The 14,851-nt window shown below is 32.7% G+C and carries 13 protein-coding genes; 7 read left to right on the top strand and 6 right to left on the bottom strand.

The window, feature by feature from the left end; translation table 11 throughout:
* Positions 1–27 precede the first annotated feature (27 nt).
* From PBV87_RS04875 to PBV87_RS04855, 5 genes are all read left to right on the top strand, one after another.
* Entirely contained in the window at positions 28–840 is an 813-nt protein-coding gene (locus tag PBV87_RS04875; protein WP_271011335.1) for an AraC family transcriptional regulator, read from the top strand.
* Positions 841–1,134: 294 nt separating this feature from the next.
* On the top strand, positions 1,135–1,905 hold the full coding sequence (locus PBV87_RS04870) for a DeoR/GlpR family DNA-binding transcription regulator (protein ID WP_271011334.1): 771 nt from the start codon (positions 1,135–1,137) through the stop codon (positions 1,903–1,905).
* Positions 1,898–2,800: a 1-phosphofructokinase gene (gene pfkB / locus PBV87_RS04865; protein WP_271011412.1), complete on the top strand. Its 903-nt coding sequence runs from the start codon at positions 1,898–1,900 to the stop codon at positions 2,798–2,800. Before PBV87_RS04870 ends, pfkB begins: the two co-directional genes overlap by 8 nt.
* A gap of 73 nt (positions 2,801–2,873) precedes the next feature.
* Positions 2,874–4,769 (top strand): PTS fructose transporter subunit IIABC, encoded by a 1,896-nt coding sequence (locus tag PBV87_RS04860; protein ID WP_271011333.1) that lies wholly within the window; start codon positions 2,874–2,876, stop codon positions 4,767–4,769.
* Positions 4,770–5,056: 287 nt separating this feature from the next.
* A complete protein-coding gene (locus PBV87_RS04855; protein WP_271011332.1) occupies positions 5,057–6,520 on the top strand; it encodes a sulfatase family protein in 1,464 nt (487 codons plus the stop codon).
* 81 nt (positions 6,521–6,601) lie between these two features.
* Here PBV87_RS04855 and PBV87_RS04850 read toward each other — a convergent pair whose 3' ends face one another.
* From PBV87_RS04850 to PBV87_RS04825, 6 genes are all read right to left on the bottom strand, one after another.
* Positions 6,602–8,263, bottom strand: coding sequence for a bifunctional diguanylate cyclase/phosphohydrolase (locus PBV87_RS04850; protein WP_271011331.1), 1,662 nt, complete (start codon positions 8,261–8,263; stop codon positions 6,602–6,604).
* A 55-nt stretch (positions 8,264–8,318) separates the two neighbouring features.
* Positions 8,319–8,444, bottom strand: coding sequence for a cyclic lactone autoinducer peptide (locus PBV87_RS04845; RefSeq protein ID WP_271011330.1), 126 nt, complete (start codon positions 8,442–8,444; stop codon positions 8,319–8,321).
* Positions 8,441–9,127, bottom strand: a complete 687-nt coding sequence (locus tag PBV87_RS04840; protein WP_271011329.1) for an accessory gene regulator ArgB-like protein — start codon at positions 9,125–9,127, stop codon at positions 8,441–8,443. The genes PBV87_RS04845 and PBV87_RS04840 overlap by 4 nt, the downstream gene beginning before the upstream one ends.
* Positions 9,108–9,590 carry a hypothetical protein gene (locus PBV87_RS04835; RefSeq protein WP_271011328.1) on the bottom strand — a complete coding sequence of 161 codons (483 nt, stop codon included), beginning with the start codon at positions 9,588–9,590 and terminating at the stop codon, positions 9,108–9,110. Before PBV87_RS04835 ends, PBV87_RS04840 begins: the two co-directional genes overlap by 20 nt.
* 2 nt (positions 9,591–9,592) lie before the next feature.
* On the bottom strand, positions 9,593–10,162 hold the full coding sequence (locus tag PBV87_RS04830) for a DUF5317 family protein (protein ID WP_271011327.1): 570 nt from the start codon (positions 10,160–10,162) through the stop codon (positions 9,593–9,595).
* A gap of 272 nt (positions 10,163–10,434) precedes the next feature.
* Positions 10,435–11,175 (bottom strand): LytR/AlgR family response regulator transcription factor, encoded by a 741-nt coding sequence (locus tag PBV87_RS04825; RefSeq protein WP_271011326.1) that lies wholly within the window; start codon positions 11,173–11,175, stop codon positions 10,435–10,437.
* Positions 11,176–11,428: 253 nt separating this feature from the next.
* Between PBV87_RS04825 and PBV87_RS22830 the strand changes: the two genes are divergently transcribed.
* Entirely contained in the window at positions 11,429–13,777 is a 2,349-nt protein-coding gene (locus tag PBV87_RS22830; protein WP_271011325.1) for a LuxR C-terminal-related transcriptional regulator, read from the top strand.
* 83 nt (positions 13,778–13,860) lie between these two features.
* Positions 13,861–14,805 carry a hypothetical protein gene (locus tag PBV87_RS04815; protein WP_271011324.1) on the top strand — a complete coding sequence of 315 codons (945 nt, stop codon included), beginning with the start codon at positions 13,861–13,863 and terminating at the stop codon, positions 14,803–14,805.
* Positions 14,806–14,851 lie beyond the last annotated feature (46 nt).

The following is a 14,851-nucleotide window of genomic DNA, read 5'->3' as shown; positions in this document are numbered from 1 at the left end:
CACAATATTGCTTTAAGGGGAATGACTATGAATGAAATCATCTATGAGCACCATCATCATCAAGATCCAAAATTTCCAATCATTTTTCACTATGATACATTGAGTAAGTGTGAAGGCTTTACCATGCATTACCATGAGAATATAGAAATCTTATATTTTGTTAAGGGAAATGGTGTAGCTACTTGTGGTGCTAATCATGTAGAAGTAGGATGTGGAGACTTGCTTGTTGTCAATTCGAATGAGTTGCACTTTTTATATACAGCTTCAATGGAATTAGAATATTATTGTTTGATTGCAGATAAGAGCTTTTGTGAAAGTTTTGAAGTGGATGTGGAAGATTTGATGCTTCAGAATCTTATTAAAGATAATGGATTAGTGCATTATATGGAACAGATAATAGATGAGATGGATAAGGAAAAGAAACACTATAAGTCAGTGGTACAGGGCTTAGTTATTTTGTTGCTTGCCCAGTGTTATAGAAATTATAGTTTAGGACAACTTCAAGTTTCAGATACAACTTGGAATCATAAAATGGAGAATGTTAAAAAAGCAATTATTTATATTAAGAATCATTTTACAGAAGCATTGACTATTGATGATATTTGTAAACATGTAGGGTTCAGTAAGTATTACATGTGCCGTGTATTTAAAGAGATTACAGGGCAGACGGTTGTAGAATATATTAACTTTTTACGATGTGACTATGCAAGGAACTTACTAAGCTCAGGCAAATACAATGTGAAGGAAAGTGCAGAAAAATGCGGAATTCCTAACTTATCCTATTTTAGTAAGACTTACAAAAAATATATGGGGAATTTACCTTCCAAGGAAAATATATAAGCTGCTACATCATGTGGTGGCTTTTTTGATTGTAAATGGAGCATTTCAATAAGCATCATTTGATGAAAAAAAGTTAGGGTTTAGTATAAAAAAGGAAGTTATGTCTAATAATAATATGATAATATTAGTAAGAATATATAAGATGAATGAACTTAAATGAGTGAAAATGAATGAAAATAATCATAATAAATGAATGATAATGAATGAAAATGAGAAATTAATGGTTAAAAATGATTATTTATGATTGAAAGTGATTGAAAATGATTGTACAATACAGATAAGGAAGTGATACAAATGCTGATCGAAGAGAGACAACAACTGATTTTACAAATTTTGAAGCAAAAAGGTACGGTGAGCGTAGCTGAACTAGTGGAGTTATATAATGCTTCAGAGTCTACAATTCGAAGAGATTTGGCAACCTTGGACGAAAAAGGATATCTACAAAAAATTCATGGTGGAGCAATGCTTAAAAGTGGTATAGCCACACATGTAGAATATAAAATGTCTACAAAGCAAGCCATGCATATAGAAGATAAACGACAAATTGCCAAGAAAGCAGCAAGCATTATTCAAGATGGGGATGTCATTTATTTAGATGCTGGAACAACAATAGAGGCATTGATTGATTATATTGAAGCAAATGACCTTGTAGTCGTGACCAATGGGATTGGTCACGTACAAAAACTTTTACAAAAAGGTATTCAAACGATTATTCTAGGTGGTAGCGTAAAAATGAATACTGAAGCTGTAGTAGGAGCAGGTGCTGTAGCAGAACTTGAAAAGTATCAATTTACAAAAGGCTTTTTCGGGGCTAATGGTGTAAGTGCTGAACAAGGCTTTACTACACCAGATATTGAAGAAGCAATGGTCAAACAAAAAGCTTTGAATAAATGTAATGAAGCTTATGTTTTAGCAGATAATAGCAAGGTAGATGAAGTGAGTTTTGTACGTTTTGCTAGCTTAGAGCAAGCAAACTTTATTACAAATGGCAAATTACCTTCACAGTTTTATGAACAAACAACAATTATAGAGGTGGACAATAAGCATGAACAAACCAATGATTAGTACAGTGACCCTTAACCCATCAATTGACTATTTAATTGAAGTAGATCAGTTTAAAGTGGGTGCAGTAAACCGTACAGCACAAGAAAAGATGTTTCCAGGTGGAAAAGGTATTAATGTCTCCATTGTACTTAAGAATTTAGGTGTAGATAATAAGGCACTTGGATTTGTAGCAGGATTTACAGGTCATGAAATTGATAGACTTGTAGAAGAACACGGTGTAAAAAGTGATTTTATCGAATTAGAAGAAGGTCTATCACGTATTAACGTTAAGCTTAAAAGTGATGAAGAAACAGAGATTAATGGTAATGGACCAGCTATCTTAGATTCACATCTTAAAGCTTTATATAGTCAAATTGATACATTACAAAGTGGTGATATTTTAGTACTTGCAGGAAGTATTCCATCAACAGTACCAAGTGATATCTATAAACGTATTATGGCAGACTTCAAAGAGCGTGATATCCATGTGGTAGTCGATGCAACAAAGGATTTATTAATGAATGTATTAGAATGTGGTCCGTTCCTTATTAAACCAAATCATCATGAACTAGGTGAATTATTTGGTGTAACAATTACAACTCAAGATGAAGTTGTAGAGTATGCTAAAAAACTTCAAGAAAAAGGTGCAAGAAATGTGCTTGTATCGATGGCAGGTGATGGTGCTGTTTTAGTAAGTGAAACCGGTGAAGTCCTTAAACATACAGGTCTTAAAGGTGAAGTTAAAAATTCAGTAGGTGCTGGAGATTCTATGGTAGCAGGCTTTATTGCAGGATATATTCAGCATGGAAGTTATGAAGAAGCTTTCAAAATGGGTATTGCAACAGGGAGTGCATCAGCATTTTCTTATAATCTAGCAACAAAAGAAGAAGTAGAAGCTTTACTTAAATGCCTATAAAGAGATAAAAGAGGCAATAAACTATTTTTCTATAACATTGAGGGGAAATTAAACAGACTAAAGGAGTGGCAACATGAGAATTGTTGATTTAATCCGCAAAGAAGGTATGGATTTAACATTTGCTGCAGCAAATAAAGCTGAGGCTATTGATAAGCTTGTAGGTTTAATGGATCAAGCTGGTAACCTAAATAATAGAGAAGGTTACAAAGAAGGTATTTTAGCAAGAGAAGCACAAAGTACAACGGGTATTGGTGATGGGATTGCCATTCCTCATGCAAAGTCAAGTGCAGTTAAACGTTCAGGTCTTGTAGTTGCAAGAAGTGTAGAAGGTGTAGATTATGAGAGTTTAGATGGACAGCCAGCTAAGATCTTCTTTATGATTGCAGCACCAGAAGGTGGCGAAAATGTACATTTAGATGTACTTTCAAGACTTTCAACTATATTAATGGATGAAGCATTTATTGAAAGTTTATTAAATGCTAAAACTAAAGAAGATCTCTTAGCTTGCATTGATGAAAAAGAAAAACAAAAGTTCCCTGATGAAGAAAAAGAAGAGGTAACAAGTGCTACGAGTAAATCAGAAGGCTACAAAGTATTAGCGGTTACAGCTTGTCCAACAGGTATTGCCCATACTTACATGGCAGCAGAAAGCTTACAAAACAAAGCAGATGATAAAGGTATTGGACTTAAAGTAGAAACAAATGGTTCTACAGGTGCAAAAAATGTATTAACAGATGCAGAGATTGCTGCTGCAACATGTATTATCGTAGCTGCAGATAAGAAAATTGAAATGGCACGTTTTGAAGGTAAAAAGGTCATTATTACAAAAGTAGCAGATGGTATTCATAAAGCAGATGAATTACTTGAACGTGCAGTACGTGGTGATGCACCAGTATATCATCATACAGGCGAAAAAGATGCTTCTACTAGCACAGGTGAAAAAGAAAGTATTGGACGTCAAATTTATAAACACCTTATGAATGGGGTATCTCACATGCTTCCATTTGTTATCGGTGGAGGTTTGTTAATTGCCTTAGCTTTCTTATTTGATGATTATTCAATTAATCCAGCTAACTTTGGTAAAAACACACCATTTGCAGCTTTCTTAAAAACAGTAGGAGAAGCGGCATTTGGATTCATGCTTCCTGTTCTTGCAGGATATATTGCAATGAGTATTGGTGAAAGACCGGCTCTTGCAATCGGTTTTGTAGGTGGATTCTTAGCTAATGCTGGTGGTGCTGGGTTCTTAGGAGCGTTAGTAGCCGGTTTCCTAGCAGGTTACTTAGTAAAAGGCTTAATCAAAGTATTTAGTTATTTACCACAATCATTAGAAGGTACTAAACCAACATTATTATATCCTTTATTTGGAACACTTCTTATTGGTGCGATTATGATGTTTGTTGTCAATCCACCAGTTGCAGCAGCAAATACAGCAATTACAAACTTCTTAAATGGTATGGGTACAACAAGCCAAGTATTACTTGGAATTGTTGTAGCGGCAATGATGGCAATTGATATGGGTGGTCCAATCAATAAAGCAGCTTATGTATTTGGTGTAGCTTCATTAGAATCAGGTAACTTTGCAATTATGGCAGCTGTTATGGCTGGTGGTATGGTACCACCTCTTACTATTGCTCTCGCATCAACAATCTTTAGAAATAAATTTTCTAAAAAAGATAAAGAAGCAGGTCTTACAAACTATATTATGGGACTTTCATTCATTACAGAAGGTGCTATCCCATTTGCAGCAGCAGATCCACTTCGTGTAATTCCTTCAGCAGCTATTGGTGCAGGTATAGCTGGTGCATTAACAATGGTATTTGGTTGTACATTAAGAGCACCACATGGCGGAATCTTTGTACTTCCTGTAATTGGTAATCCACTTGGTTACGCAGCAGCAGTTGCAATCGGTGCTATTGTTGGTGCATTAATCTTAGGATTCTTAAAGAAACCAGTAGATAATAAATAATAAAAATAAGAAATAAGGAAAGGTCCCGTAAGAATATTAAAATATTCTTACGGGACTTTTTTACGTATTCTAAGATAGAATGCAAGGTATATCATTTTAGTAGCTAAGAAAGCTTAAGCTATTTAAGAGCGTAAGTATGCAAGCAATGACTTTATTACTATGATGGTATAAGTATATTTTAAGTAAAAGTAAAAAGCATAATCAAAGTCATAAATAATTATGCATATTAATATAAAATATGATAAAATAAATAATATAATTTAGTAAAAATAATCTGGGGGATTAAAATGAGAAAGCCAAATATTATTTATATCTTAGCTGATGATATGGGATATGGAGATATCTCCTATTTAAATGAAAAATGCCCATTTGAAACAAAGTACTTTGATCAAATAGGTAGAGAGGGAATGAATTTTATTGATGCACACTCTACTTCTGCGGTTTGCACACCTTCACGATATGGTATTTTGACAGGCAGGTACAACTGGCGCTCACGCTTGAAGTCAGGTGTAGTAGGTGGATATACACCACATCTTATTGAAGATGGAAGACAGACAGTAGCTAATGTATTATCAGATGCAGGTTACTATACTGCATGTATTGGCAAGTGGCATTTAGGTATGGACTGGGCATGTCATGGTGAATTCAAGAATGTACCTAACTTTGGTGTGGTAGAAAATGTAGATTATTCACAGCCTATTAAAAATGGTCCTATAGATTTTGGATTTCAATATTACTATGGTATAAGTGGTTCATTAGATATGCCACCTTATGTTTATATTGAAAATAACCGTGTTGTTGAGTTACCTACTCATATAACAAGTAATACAGGGAAAATGTTCTGGAGAGAAGGGCCAACTGCACCAGGTTTTAAGCATGAACAAGTATTGCCTGAGTTAACAGATAAAGTTTTAGAAACTATAGAACAGCATAAGGAAGAACCGTTCTTTATTTATTTCCCGATACCTGCGCCACATACACCTATTTTGCCAACTAAAGACTGGCAAGGTATTTCAGGAACCAATGAGTATGGCGATTTTGTAATGATGTGCGATGCAATGATAGGAAAGGTATTAGAAAAGGTTAAAGCATGTGGCATAGAAGAAGATACAATAATTATTTATACTTCTGATAATGGATGTTCACCTAGTGCAGATTATGGGGAGCTTGCAGCCAAAGGACATAATCCAAGTTATATCTTTAGGGGAACCAAAGCAGATATTTATGAAGGGGGGCATCGTATACCACTTCTTATTAAATGGCCACGTATAATTAAAGCCGGAAGTATTTGTAAAGAGCCAGTTTGCTTAGTAGATTTCATGGCAACAGTTGCAGAGATATTGGAGGTTTATTTACCAGACCATATGGGTGAAGATAGTGTAAGTGAATTAGATCTTTGGAAGGGTGGAGCTACCTATGAAAGGGAAGCTGTTGTTCATCAAAGTATAGACGGATCACTATCTATTCGTAAAGGAAAGTATAAGCTAGAAATGTGCAAAGGCTCTGGAGGATGGAGTGCACCTATGCCTGGATCAGAAGAAGAAGCAGCATTAGACAGTTTCCAACTTTATGATTTAGAAGAAGATATTAGAGAACAGCATAATATATATAGTCAATATCCAGAGATTGTAGAAGAACTAAAGAACCTATTAGTGAAGTATGTCAAAGAAGGACGTAGTACACCTGGAAGTCCTCAAGCTAATAATGGTAAAGCTGTTTGGCCAACTATAAGTTGGATTGAAGAAGAATAAATTTTTGATTATATAAAAAGTCATATAGGCTAGGATAACATGATATGTATTCCTAGTTCTATATGACTTTTATTTATAATATTAGAAATTAGGTGTATTTCGAATCAGTGAGATAAAGCAATCTGTAATATCAGGATCAAATTGTGCTCCTTTACAGCGTTCTAACTCAATAATAGCTTCATCATAAGATTTCTTAGTGTTATAGACACGGTTGGAAGTCATAGCATCAAAACTATCAACGACAGTTAAAATACGTGCAAGATATGGAATTTCTTCACCTTTTAGGCCATCTGGGTAGCCGCAACCATCATAACGTTCATGATGATGGCGAACAAGAGGTCTAGCACTTTGCAGGCAATGAACATATTGAATGGTTTCTTCGCCTTTTACAGGATGTTGTTTAAGTTGGAGCCATTCATCATTGGTAAGTGGCATTTTTTTAATTAAAATAGATTCATCAATGTCAATTTTACCCACATCATGCATATAGGCGCCACATACTAGTGTACGTAGATCATCCTTACTTAGCTTTAAAGCATTACCAAGACGGCGGCTATACATTACGACGCGTTCTACATGCCCGTAAGTATATCGATCTTTTATATTAATCATATTTACTAATGTTTTAATAGAATTCAAAATATCTAAGTCTTCTTTTGCAATATTCTTTTCAAGTTCATCTAAGATAGAACTATAGGTTTCAACTCTATTCTTGTCAAAGAATTTAGCACGATAGAGTGCATCATCTGCACACTTTATGAGTTCGATACTATCTTTTGCTTGATTAGGATAAGTTGCAATACCTACGGATACAGTCAGTACATTATTAGGGAGATTTTCTTCTCCTTTAAAAGGTGTAAGCTCTACAGTTTGACGAAGTAACTCTGCAATTTTAGAACCTTTCTTATGATCATAGTTAGGAAGTAAAACAGCAAATTCTTCACCACCATATCGTGCCACAGTTCCCCTAGAAGCGACAGTAGTACTTAATAAATTTCCCATCTGGGTAAGAACTTGATCACCTTCTAAATGACCATTAAGGTCGTTATAACATTTAAAGTAGTCAATATCTAAGAAAAGAAGAGTTAAAGGTGTATCTGTTAATTTTGCATGATCGAAATCCTTTTGAAGTTGCTCGAAAAAGAAACGATGATTATAAACCTTTGTTAATCCATCATAATTTACCATATTTTCAAGCATTTCAATATGTTCACGTTCACCTTCAACATAGGTACCAAGTATCCAAGCTGTTAGAAGAAAGACACCGGCTAGAGTAAGATCATTTTCAAAATATGGATTAATAACAAGGTCTTTTGCCATATATAGATCCATACATAATATTGCAAAAGATGAAATTCCTGCTACATAGAGTCCACCTTTTAGACCAAGTTGAATGGTTGAAGTGATGATAATGAAAATGAACATAAATTTATTAGGACTAGTTATTCCACCTGATAAAAGAATAATCAAAAATAAAATCCAGCCTAGAACAACATGCTCTATAATACCAATAAGATGAGTATAGTTCTTGTGAAATTTATATTTTGTTGAAGTAGACCAAAGATAATAAATTAGGCCTAAAATAGCGGTGATTAACACTCCATAAGGTAATAAATAATGATGAGAATACCTTTCGCTGATAAGGCTTTGAAAGGTAATAGCTGTAGGGAAAATTAAGCAAGCTAATTTAACAATAGATAAAAGTTGCTCAATACGTTGTTGTTTTAATTCTTTAGATAGCATATATTAAGTCTCCTTGATAGTCATAAAGACCGACAAAGTCGGTCTTTATAGGTGCTTATTTTTCTCTTAAACTTTTTGGTTCTTCAGGTTGATAAAATGCCCATAAGCAGGCAGAAGAAGCTGTAAAAGATGCAAATAAAGTTGCTAATGCAGCAAGAGCCATTAATACTTTGTGTTTCATAAGTTATTTTCCCCTTTGTAATTTGAAATTTTTATGATACTAAATATATGGATTAAAGCGTGGTCTAAAAAAGATGCTACCTTGTGACCAATAGTGGTAAGTGTAAAAACCTGCCAGCTCATTCCAATCATGATACAAAAAGCATAGATGAGAGGGAAAGGAGAATGGCTTACTAGAGTTATATAAGAAAGAAATATAACAGTAAGTAGGTAGATAAGTAGCATGGTTAAAGAGCCACGTTTTAATTTCTGTTGTTTAGAGATACTGGATAGAGGTTTACTAGGACTTGCAACAGGTGCTAATTTAAATACTATGTAGAAGTTCCAAATAAAAATAAAAAATATAATATAAACAGTTAAAGGAACTGTTAAATATAAACCTAATTTATGTCCGAGTAATGCACCTAAGATAGAGATGAATGTACCTATAAAAAGACATCTTTCAGCAGAAGTAGCATGAGCACCACCTGAATACTTTCTAAGAAGTGCAATGCTTAAAGACAAAATGAATGATTCAAACATAATTCCTAGAAATGCACCAATAGCTATAACAATCCCTATAGAAAGTAATGTTTGTAATAAGGCAAATAAGCCATAGGCCATAACGGCTATTTCTTCCTCTGTAGAATGGAGGGTTTTACCTAGATGAGTAGCAAAAACTTTACTAAGAGATTCTGTATTCATTTTCTATCATATCCTTTCTAGATTTCTTCCTTAAATAGCATAAGTAGAGTATAATTGCACTAATAATCAAAGAAGGAATGCCATAAAGAAGTTTTATCTGAGGATTAGAAAAAATCATTTCTATTTGTTTGTCTAAGAAGACTTGAATCCATACAACATTTATAAGCTCAGAAATATATTGTATAAGTGTTGTAAGGAAAGTAGCTCGGATAGCTTGAGTTAATTCAAACTTGTGAAAACCTATAATAATACTTGTAGTTGCTATAACTCCAAGTAAAGTATGAATACCAAAAGAAATGGGTAAAGAACGTATTAAATAAACTGTAACAGTCATGCATAAAATAGATTTTAACATTTTAGATTTATTTATAGGTACATTTGAAAAGATATGAGCACCTGTCATAAATAAAATAGCATCCGGTAATGCTCTAAAAAGCACTTCCATAAGAGTAAGGTGTAGCATAATTAAAGGTCCTCCTTAATAGTAGAAGTATATAGTGATTGAGTTGAGGCACTTTTAAGTGCTTGATAAATAATAATAAACGGTAAAACACGAATGAGCACATCACCTATACTTAATACGCTATAACCAAGATCAATAAAATCTGTTAGGAATTTTAAATGAGTGCTGCCATTCCCTAAACTATGTAATTGATCTGCAATGCCAAACATTTCTGGTGTTGCATAACCTGTCCAATAGGAAAGGGAAGGAAATACTGGCATTTTACCATCATTTGCCCATATAGCGATATCATTGCACCACCCACCTAGTATAACGCACCCAGATCCTATGATTGCGTATTTATAGAGTTCATATTTATAAACGATAAAAAGGGTTGAACATAAATAAAGTGATTTAAAGAGTGCAGCAAAAGATAAAAATGCATAGTTACCATTAAATATTAAAATTTGCATGACCCAATAAAAAGTTTCGCACACAAAAAGAGGATAGAAAACTTTTTCTTTCCATAGATAACTTAAGTTATATCCTTTTTTATGACATATAAATAAAGTAAGTAGTAGTGTTTCAATCATAATGCACCTAAGTATATATGATACTTATTTAGTATGTTATATAGTTCTATATAGAATATTAAATAAGCATTATATATCTGTATATTAATTTAAAGTATATCAAAAACATAACTATATTATAGTGTATATTTATGTGTTTATCTATATAATATTAGAAATTCTTGGCAATAAAATTTTTAAATTTTAGATTATAAATATATGAATCACTAAATTTTCCGGGGAAATAATTAGATACAATTGATAATAAAAGTATTAGAAGGGACTATTACACTTTAAAATGTAATAGTCCCTTCTAATACTTTTTGGCTCTTTTTCAAGGTATAGGCATTATAGGTATCACGTAAGGTATAGCGATCAGGAATTCTGATTGGAATTGTTTCTCCATTAAAAAGTAAAAAACTATCATTTTGTAGTGTACTGATATAATCCATATTGACTACAATGCCTCTATAGCATTGAAGAAAACGATCCTCATTTTTTATGAATTGAAGAAAATTTTTAAAAGACATATAGGTTTTAAATGTGTTCAATTCTGTATGAATTTGAATGCCATTATGAATTGTATCTATATAAAGAATATCATCTAAGAAGATAAGTTGAGGGATGCGATTTACAATAACCTCAACAAAAGGTTTTAAAGTAGTTGTTAGAATAGGACATAAATTTAGTGCTGTTTCAATATTGGAATACGTAAAAGGTTTAAGTAAATAATAACTAGCTTGTACGGTATAACCTTGTATAGCATAGTCCATACCTCTGCTCATTAAAATAAGATTTATGTTTTTATCTATTTTACGTATATATTCAGCAGCAGCTAGAGTAGGTGTATTGGGTGTATCCATATCTAAAAAAACAAAAGTAAAAAGATTTTCTGAAAAATCCTGGAAAAATGAGTCTGCGCAAGGATAAGAATATATAGATAATGCATCTGTGTATGTATCAAAATACTTCACAATAAGATCTTTGAGTAATGTAGCATCTGCATTATTAGAATCAATAATAGCAAGTTTCATAAGTATACCTCCTTATATTTAAATGATGGGAGTGTATATTTAAGTTTAGAATGTATATTAAATAAAGCAGGAAATATTTAAATAGAAAGTATATTAAATAATAAAAAATATATAGTTATATAAAACTACTTTGCACCCTATTAATATAATTTTATACCATGTTCATTGTATATTACAATATAATATTCTAAAATTCAGATATATTTATATGGAAAAAAATACCATATTATAAAAGGGTAAGGGGAAGATAGAAGTGAATAAGGGGAATCAAATTAAAATAGTTGGAAGGAAGGCTAAAGAGAAGTTACTTAATATACAAGAGTATCCGCTTACTGTTGTAACAGCGCCAATAGGCTATGGAAAAACATTAGCAGTACAGAATGCATGTACTCAAAGTAAAGCAAATATTGAATGGTATGATGAGAAGCAATCAGCTTGGTATCCCAAAAAACAGTATACGGAACAAACATGGATTATATTAGATAACTATCATAAGATACCAGAAGCATATAAGTACTATGAACAATTAAGTGAGGTAGTTAGGCAAAATATAGAAAATTTACATATAGTATTAATTACGCGTATGATACCAGTTATAGGAATAGAAGAAATGCGTATAAAGAATCAGTGCCAGATAGTGAATGGAGAGGATCTAAAGTTAGCACCGGAAGAAATAAAAGCATACTTTAATGAGAATGGAATTAATATTGAAGAAATTAAGGTAAAAGATATTGCTGATTATGTAGGTGGATGGCCAACAGCCATCTATTTAATGAAAGAAAATTATCTTCAATATGGTCAATTGAATTATACCTATAGTTTGTATAAAGTGATAAAAGAGGGAATTTATAATACTTATGATGAAGGTTATCAAAAGTTGCTTGTGACACTAGCAGGTATAGGGGCATTTAAAATGGGTGAATGGATTTTGATGCCTAACTATACACAAGTTTTAAAGGGAATCGAGAAGCTTTTACAGGATAATCTTCTTAAATATGATCATGAGCAAGAGTGCTACGGCTTAGTACCTATTTTTATAGAGTTTTTAAAACAAGAATTAACATTACATGCACAAGGAGTACTAAAGGGGACATGTGAATATATTGCTAAATGGCATATAACAAAAAAAGATTGGAATACTGCGTTTGCATTTTTAATACAAAGTGGGAGCTATGAAGAACTTCTTAAATGTCTAGAAAGTGAAGGCATACAAAAGTACGGGCGTATAGATACAGCCATGCTACAAAAAATATTTCAACAAGTAGACCATCAATTATTTTTACGTTATCCTGTTGCATGTCTAAGAATGATTTATTATAGCTTACTGGATAAGAATAAACAATATGCAAAAAACTATATGGAACAGGTAGAGATAGGATTTAGGCAAATTACAACATATGATGATGAAGTGATGAACCGGATAATGGGAGAAATTCATGCTATACGAGGCATTATGACTAATGAAACAATACAAGAAGTAGTAGAATGTATTGAGCGAGTGGAAGAATATATACCACAAGGGTCTATTATTGTAAATGGTATAGATATGATACATAAACATTGTATACATATGAGTTATAGGTATCATATTCAGCAAGGAAAATATGCTACTAGTATAAGAGATATTCTTAAAATTATTAAATCACATGATATTCTTAAGCAACGTTATAGTATAGAAATGCAATATCTTCTGTCAGCAGAATATTACTTATATAAAGGTGAATGTAATGAAGCTAAAAAATGTGCATATAAACTTTTTTATAAGGCAGATATGGCACAAAATTATGTTATGAGATTGTGCAGTGAGTTAATTTTAGCACGTATTGCTCTTAGTAAACAGGATGAGACAAAATGTCGGAAGTATATTCAAAATATAGAGCTATATAAACATTATAATGCCGGTGAAGCGATAGCAGAGGTGCGTAAAATAGGACTATGGTATATCAAAGGATGTCTTGCAACTCCTCAGGAAGAGTTTAAGGAAGAAGAGTTTAAGGATATTTTAAGTAGATGTTATGAAAACAATATAGGGATAAGTAGCTATATTGCTTATGCACAAGTACTTCTTATTAACGAAGAGATTATTAAGTTAGAAATTTTACAAGATATAGTAGGAGAACAATTAGCTACAAATGGTAGTATTTTTGGACAAATTTATTATTATTTATATGAAGCTATTTTAAAGCTTAAATTAGGGAATGTAGAAGAAGCAAAGCTAAAACTAAAGAAGGGATTAGAAATAGCAAAGGAAGATCATATTATTTTACCCTATCAAGAACACTTGAGCCTTTTAAGTCCTTTACTTGGCCAATTGCAACGAGATCATGTAATAGGAGAGTATGTGACAGAAATATTGAAAGGGGTAACTTTAGAACCAGAAGTGAAAGAAGCAACAAAGCAAGTAATGGAGAATAAAGAAAGTATATGGGGACTTACAAAAAGAGAATTTCAAATTACAGAGCTTATCAAAGAAGGTCTAACAAATAAACAAATTGCAGAAAAACTGTATGTAGCTAATGTAACAGTAGCAAAAACTACATCTAATATTTATAAAAAGTTAGGTGTAAGTAATCGTATTGAAATGATTCGTAAAATGGGTTGAAATATATCTAGGCTTAATAAGTAAGATATGCACATAAATTTCACATAAGAAGTTTATAATGTCCAATTAGGTGGTGAAACATAATGAATACACAAAAGCTAACTTATGCAGGAATGCTATCTGCTGTGATTGTAGCCATGACTTTGTTTGTAATGATGACAGGTCTTGGATATACAATCTTTATAGATTTGGGACTTCCTGTTCTAATTGGACTTGTTTACTTGAAATGTGGGTTTAAGTATACCAGTTTATGTGGGATGATTTCGGTTTTGATTATTTTCTTTGGTATGGGGGATTTGCCTACGGCTATTTGGATGATTCAAGGTATTATGATTGGGCTCATATGTAGTGTAGCTCTTAGTAAGGATTCGACAATTATGGATGATTTACTGTGGTGCTCGGTAGGTGGGGCTTTTATTGTTATCTTTATAGATGTCTATTGTGAAAATATTTTAGGTATGAGTTTGATTACTGAACTTTGGCGTACGCTAGAACCTTTTCCGGTTCCAGATGTAGTAAAAGAGATTGCAGTTTCTATAGGTCTTGCCAGTTTGCCAGTAGGTACGAGTATTATTGCTTATATTGGGACGCTTTTTGTCGGTCATAAGTTGCGTATTCTTTATGGAACAACAAAAGAAAAATTTAAAGTGATTAAGGGTTTTAGAACATATGCAGGCTACTTATGCTGTTCTAAGGGAACGACCTATAGATGGATTATCTATTTATTGGGTATACAAGCATTGCAATTTGTAACACTTCCACTTTATTTAAAAACTGTACTAGGAGCGATACAGTGGATTGCACTTTATTTTATATTGAGAGATGCACAGAGCTTAGTCAGCAAATTTATTTATACAAAGACCCAATCTATAAGTATAACAAAAGGAATTGGGCTAGGGATTTTTCTCATGTTATTTAGTTGGTTCAAGATTACGACCATAGCACTTACAAGTGTAGGGTGTATTGTAGATTTAATTTATCATGTAAGAGATAGACAGATACAGATGTTGAAGCAAAAAGTGGCTTAAAATAATAAAATTATTTGATGAGAGGAGTGATAACGGAATGTACCAT

Source organism: Holtiella tumoricola (genome assembly GCF_027857615.1).
GTDB lineage: Bacteria > Bacillota > Clostridia > Lachnospirales > Cellulosilyticaceae > Holtiella > Holtiella tumoricola.
The sequence above is the reverse complement of the archived record's forward strand: the minus strand, read 5'-3'. Positions and strand labels throughout refer to the sequence as shown.

What these genes read in the sequence shown, in the direction of transcription:
- PBV87_RS04875 (WP_271011335.1), top strand. Translation starts at nt 28, where the DNA reads ATGAATGAAATCATCTATGAGCACCATCATCATCAAGATCCAAAATTT.
- PBV87_RS04870 (WP_271011334.1), top strand. Translation starts at nt 1,135, where the DNA reads ATGCTGATCGAAGAGAGACAACAACTGATTTTACAAATTTTGAAGCAA.
- pfkB (WP_271011412.1), top strand. Translation starts at nt 1,898, where the DNA reads ATGATTAGTACAGTGACCCTTAACCCATCAATTGACTATTTAATTGAA.
- PBV87_RS04860 (WP_271011333.1), top strand. Translation starts at nt 2,874, where the DNA reads ATGAGAATTGTTGATTTAATCCGCAAAGAAGGTATGGATTTAACATTT.
- PBV87_RS04855 (WP_271011332.1), top strand. Translation starts at nt 5,057, where the DNA reads ATGAGAAAGCCAAATATTATTTATATCTTAGCTGATGATATGGGATAT.
- PBV87_RS04850 (WP_271011331.1), bottom strand. Translation starts at nt 8,263, where the DNA reads ATGCTATCTAAAGAATTAAAACAACAACGTATTGAGCAACTTTTATCT.
- PBV87_RS04845 (WP_271011330.1), bottom strand. Translation starts at nt 8,444, where the DNA reads ATGAAACACAAAGTATTAATGGCTCTTGCTGCATTAGCAACTTTATTT.
- PBV87_RS04840 (WP_271011329.1), bottom strand. Translation starts at nt 9,127, where the DNA reads ATGAATACAGAATCTCTTAGTAAAGTTTTTGCTACTCATCTAGGTAAA.
- PBV87_RS04835 (WP_271011328.1), bottom strand. Translation starts at nt 9,590, where the DNA reads ATGCTACACCTTACTCTTATGGAAGTGCTTTTTAGAGCATTACCGGAT.
- PBV87_RS04830 (WP_271011327.1), bottom strand. Translation starts at nt 10,162, where the DNA reads ATGATTGAAACACTACTACTTACTTTATTTATATGTCATAAAAAAGGA.
- PBV87_RS04825 (WP_271011326.1), bottom strand. Translation starts at nt 11,175, where the DNA reads ATGAAACTTGCTATTATTGATTCTAATAATGCAGATGCTACATTACTC.
- PBV87_RS04815 (WP_271011324.1), top strand. Translation starts at nt 13,861, where the DNA reads ATGAATACACAAAAGCTAACTTATGCAGGAATGCTATCTGCTGTGATT.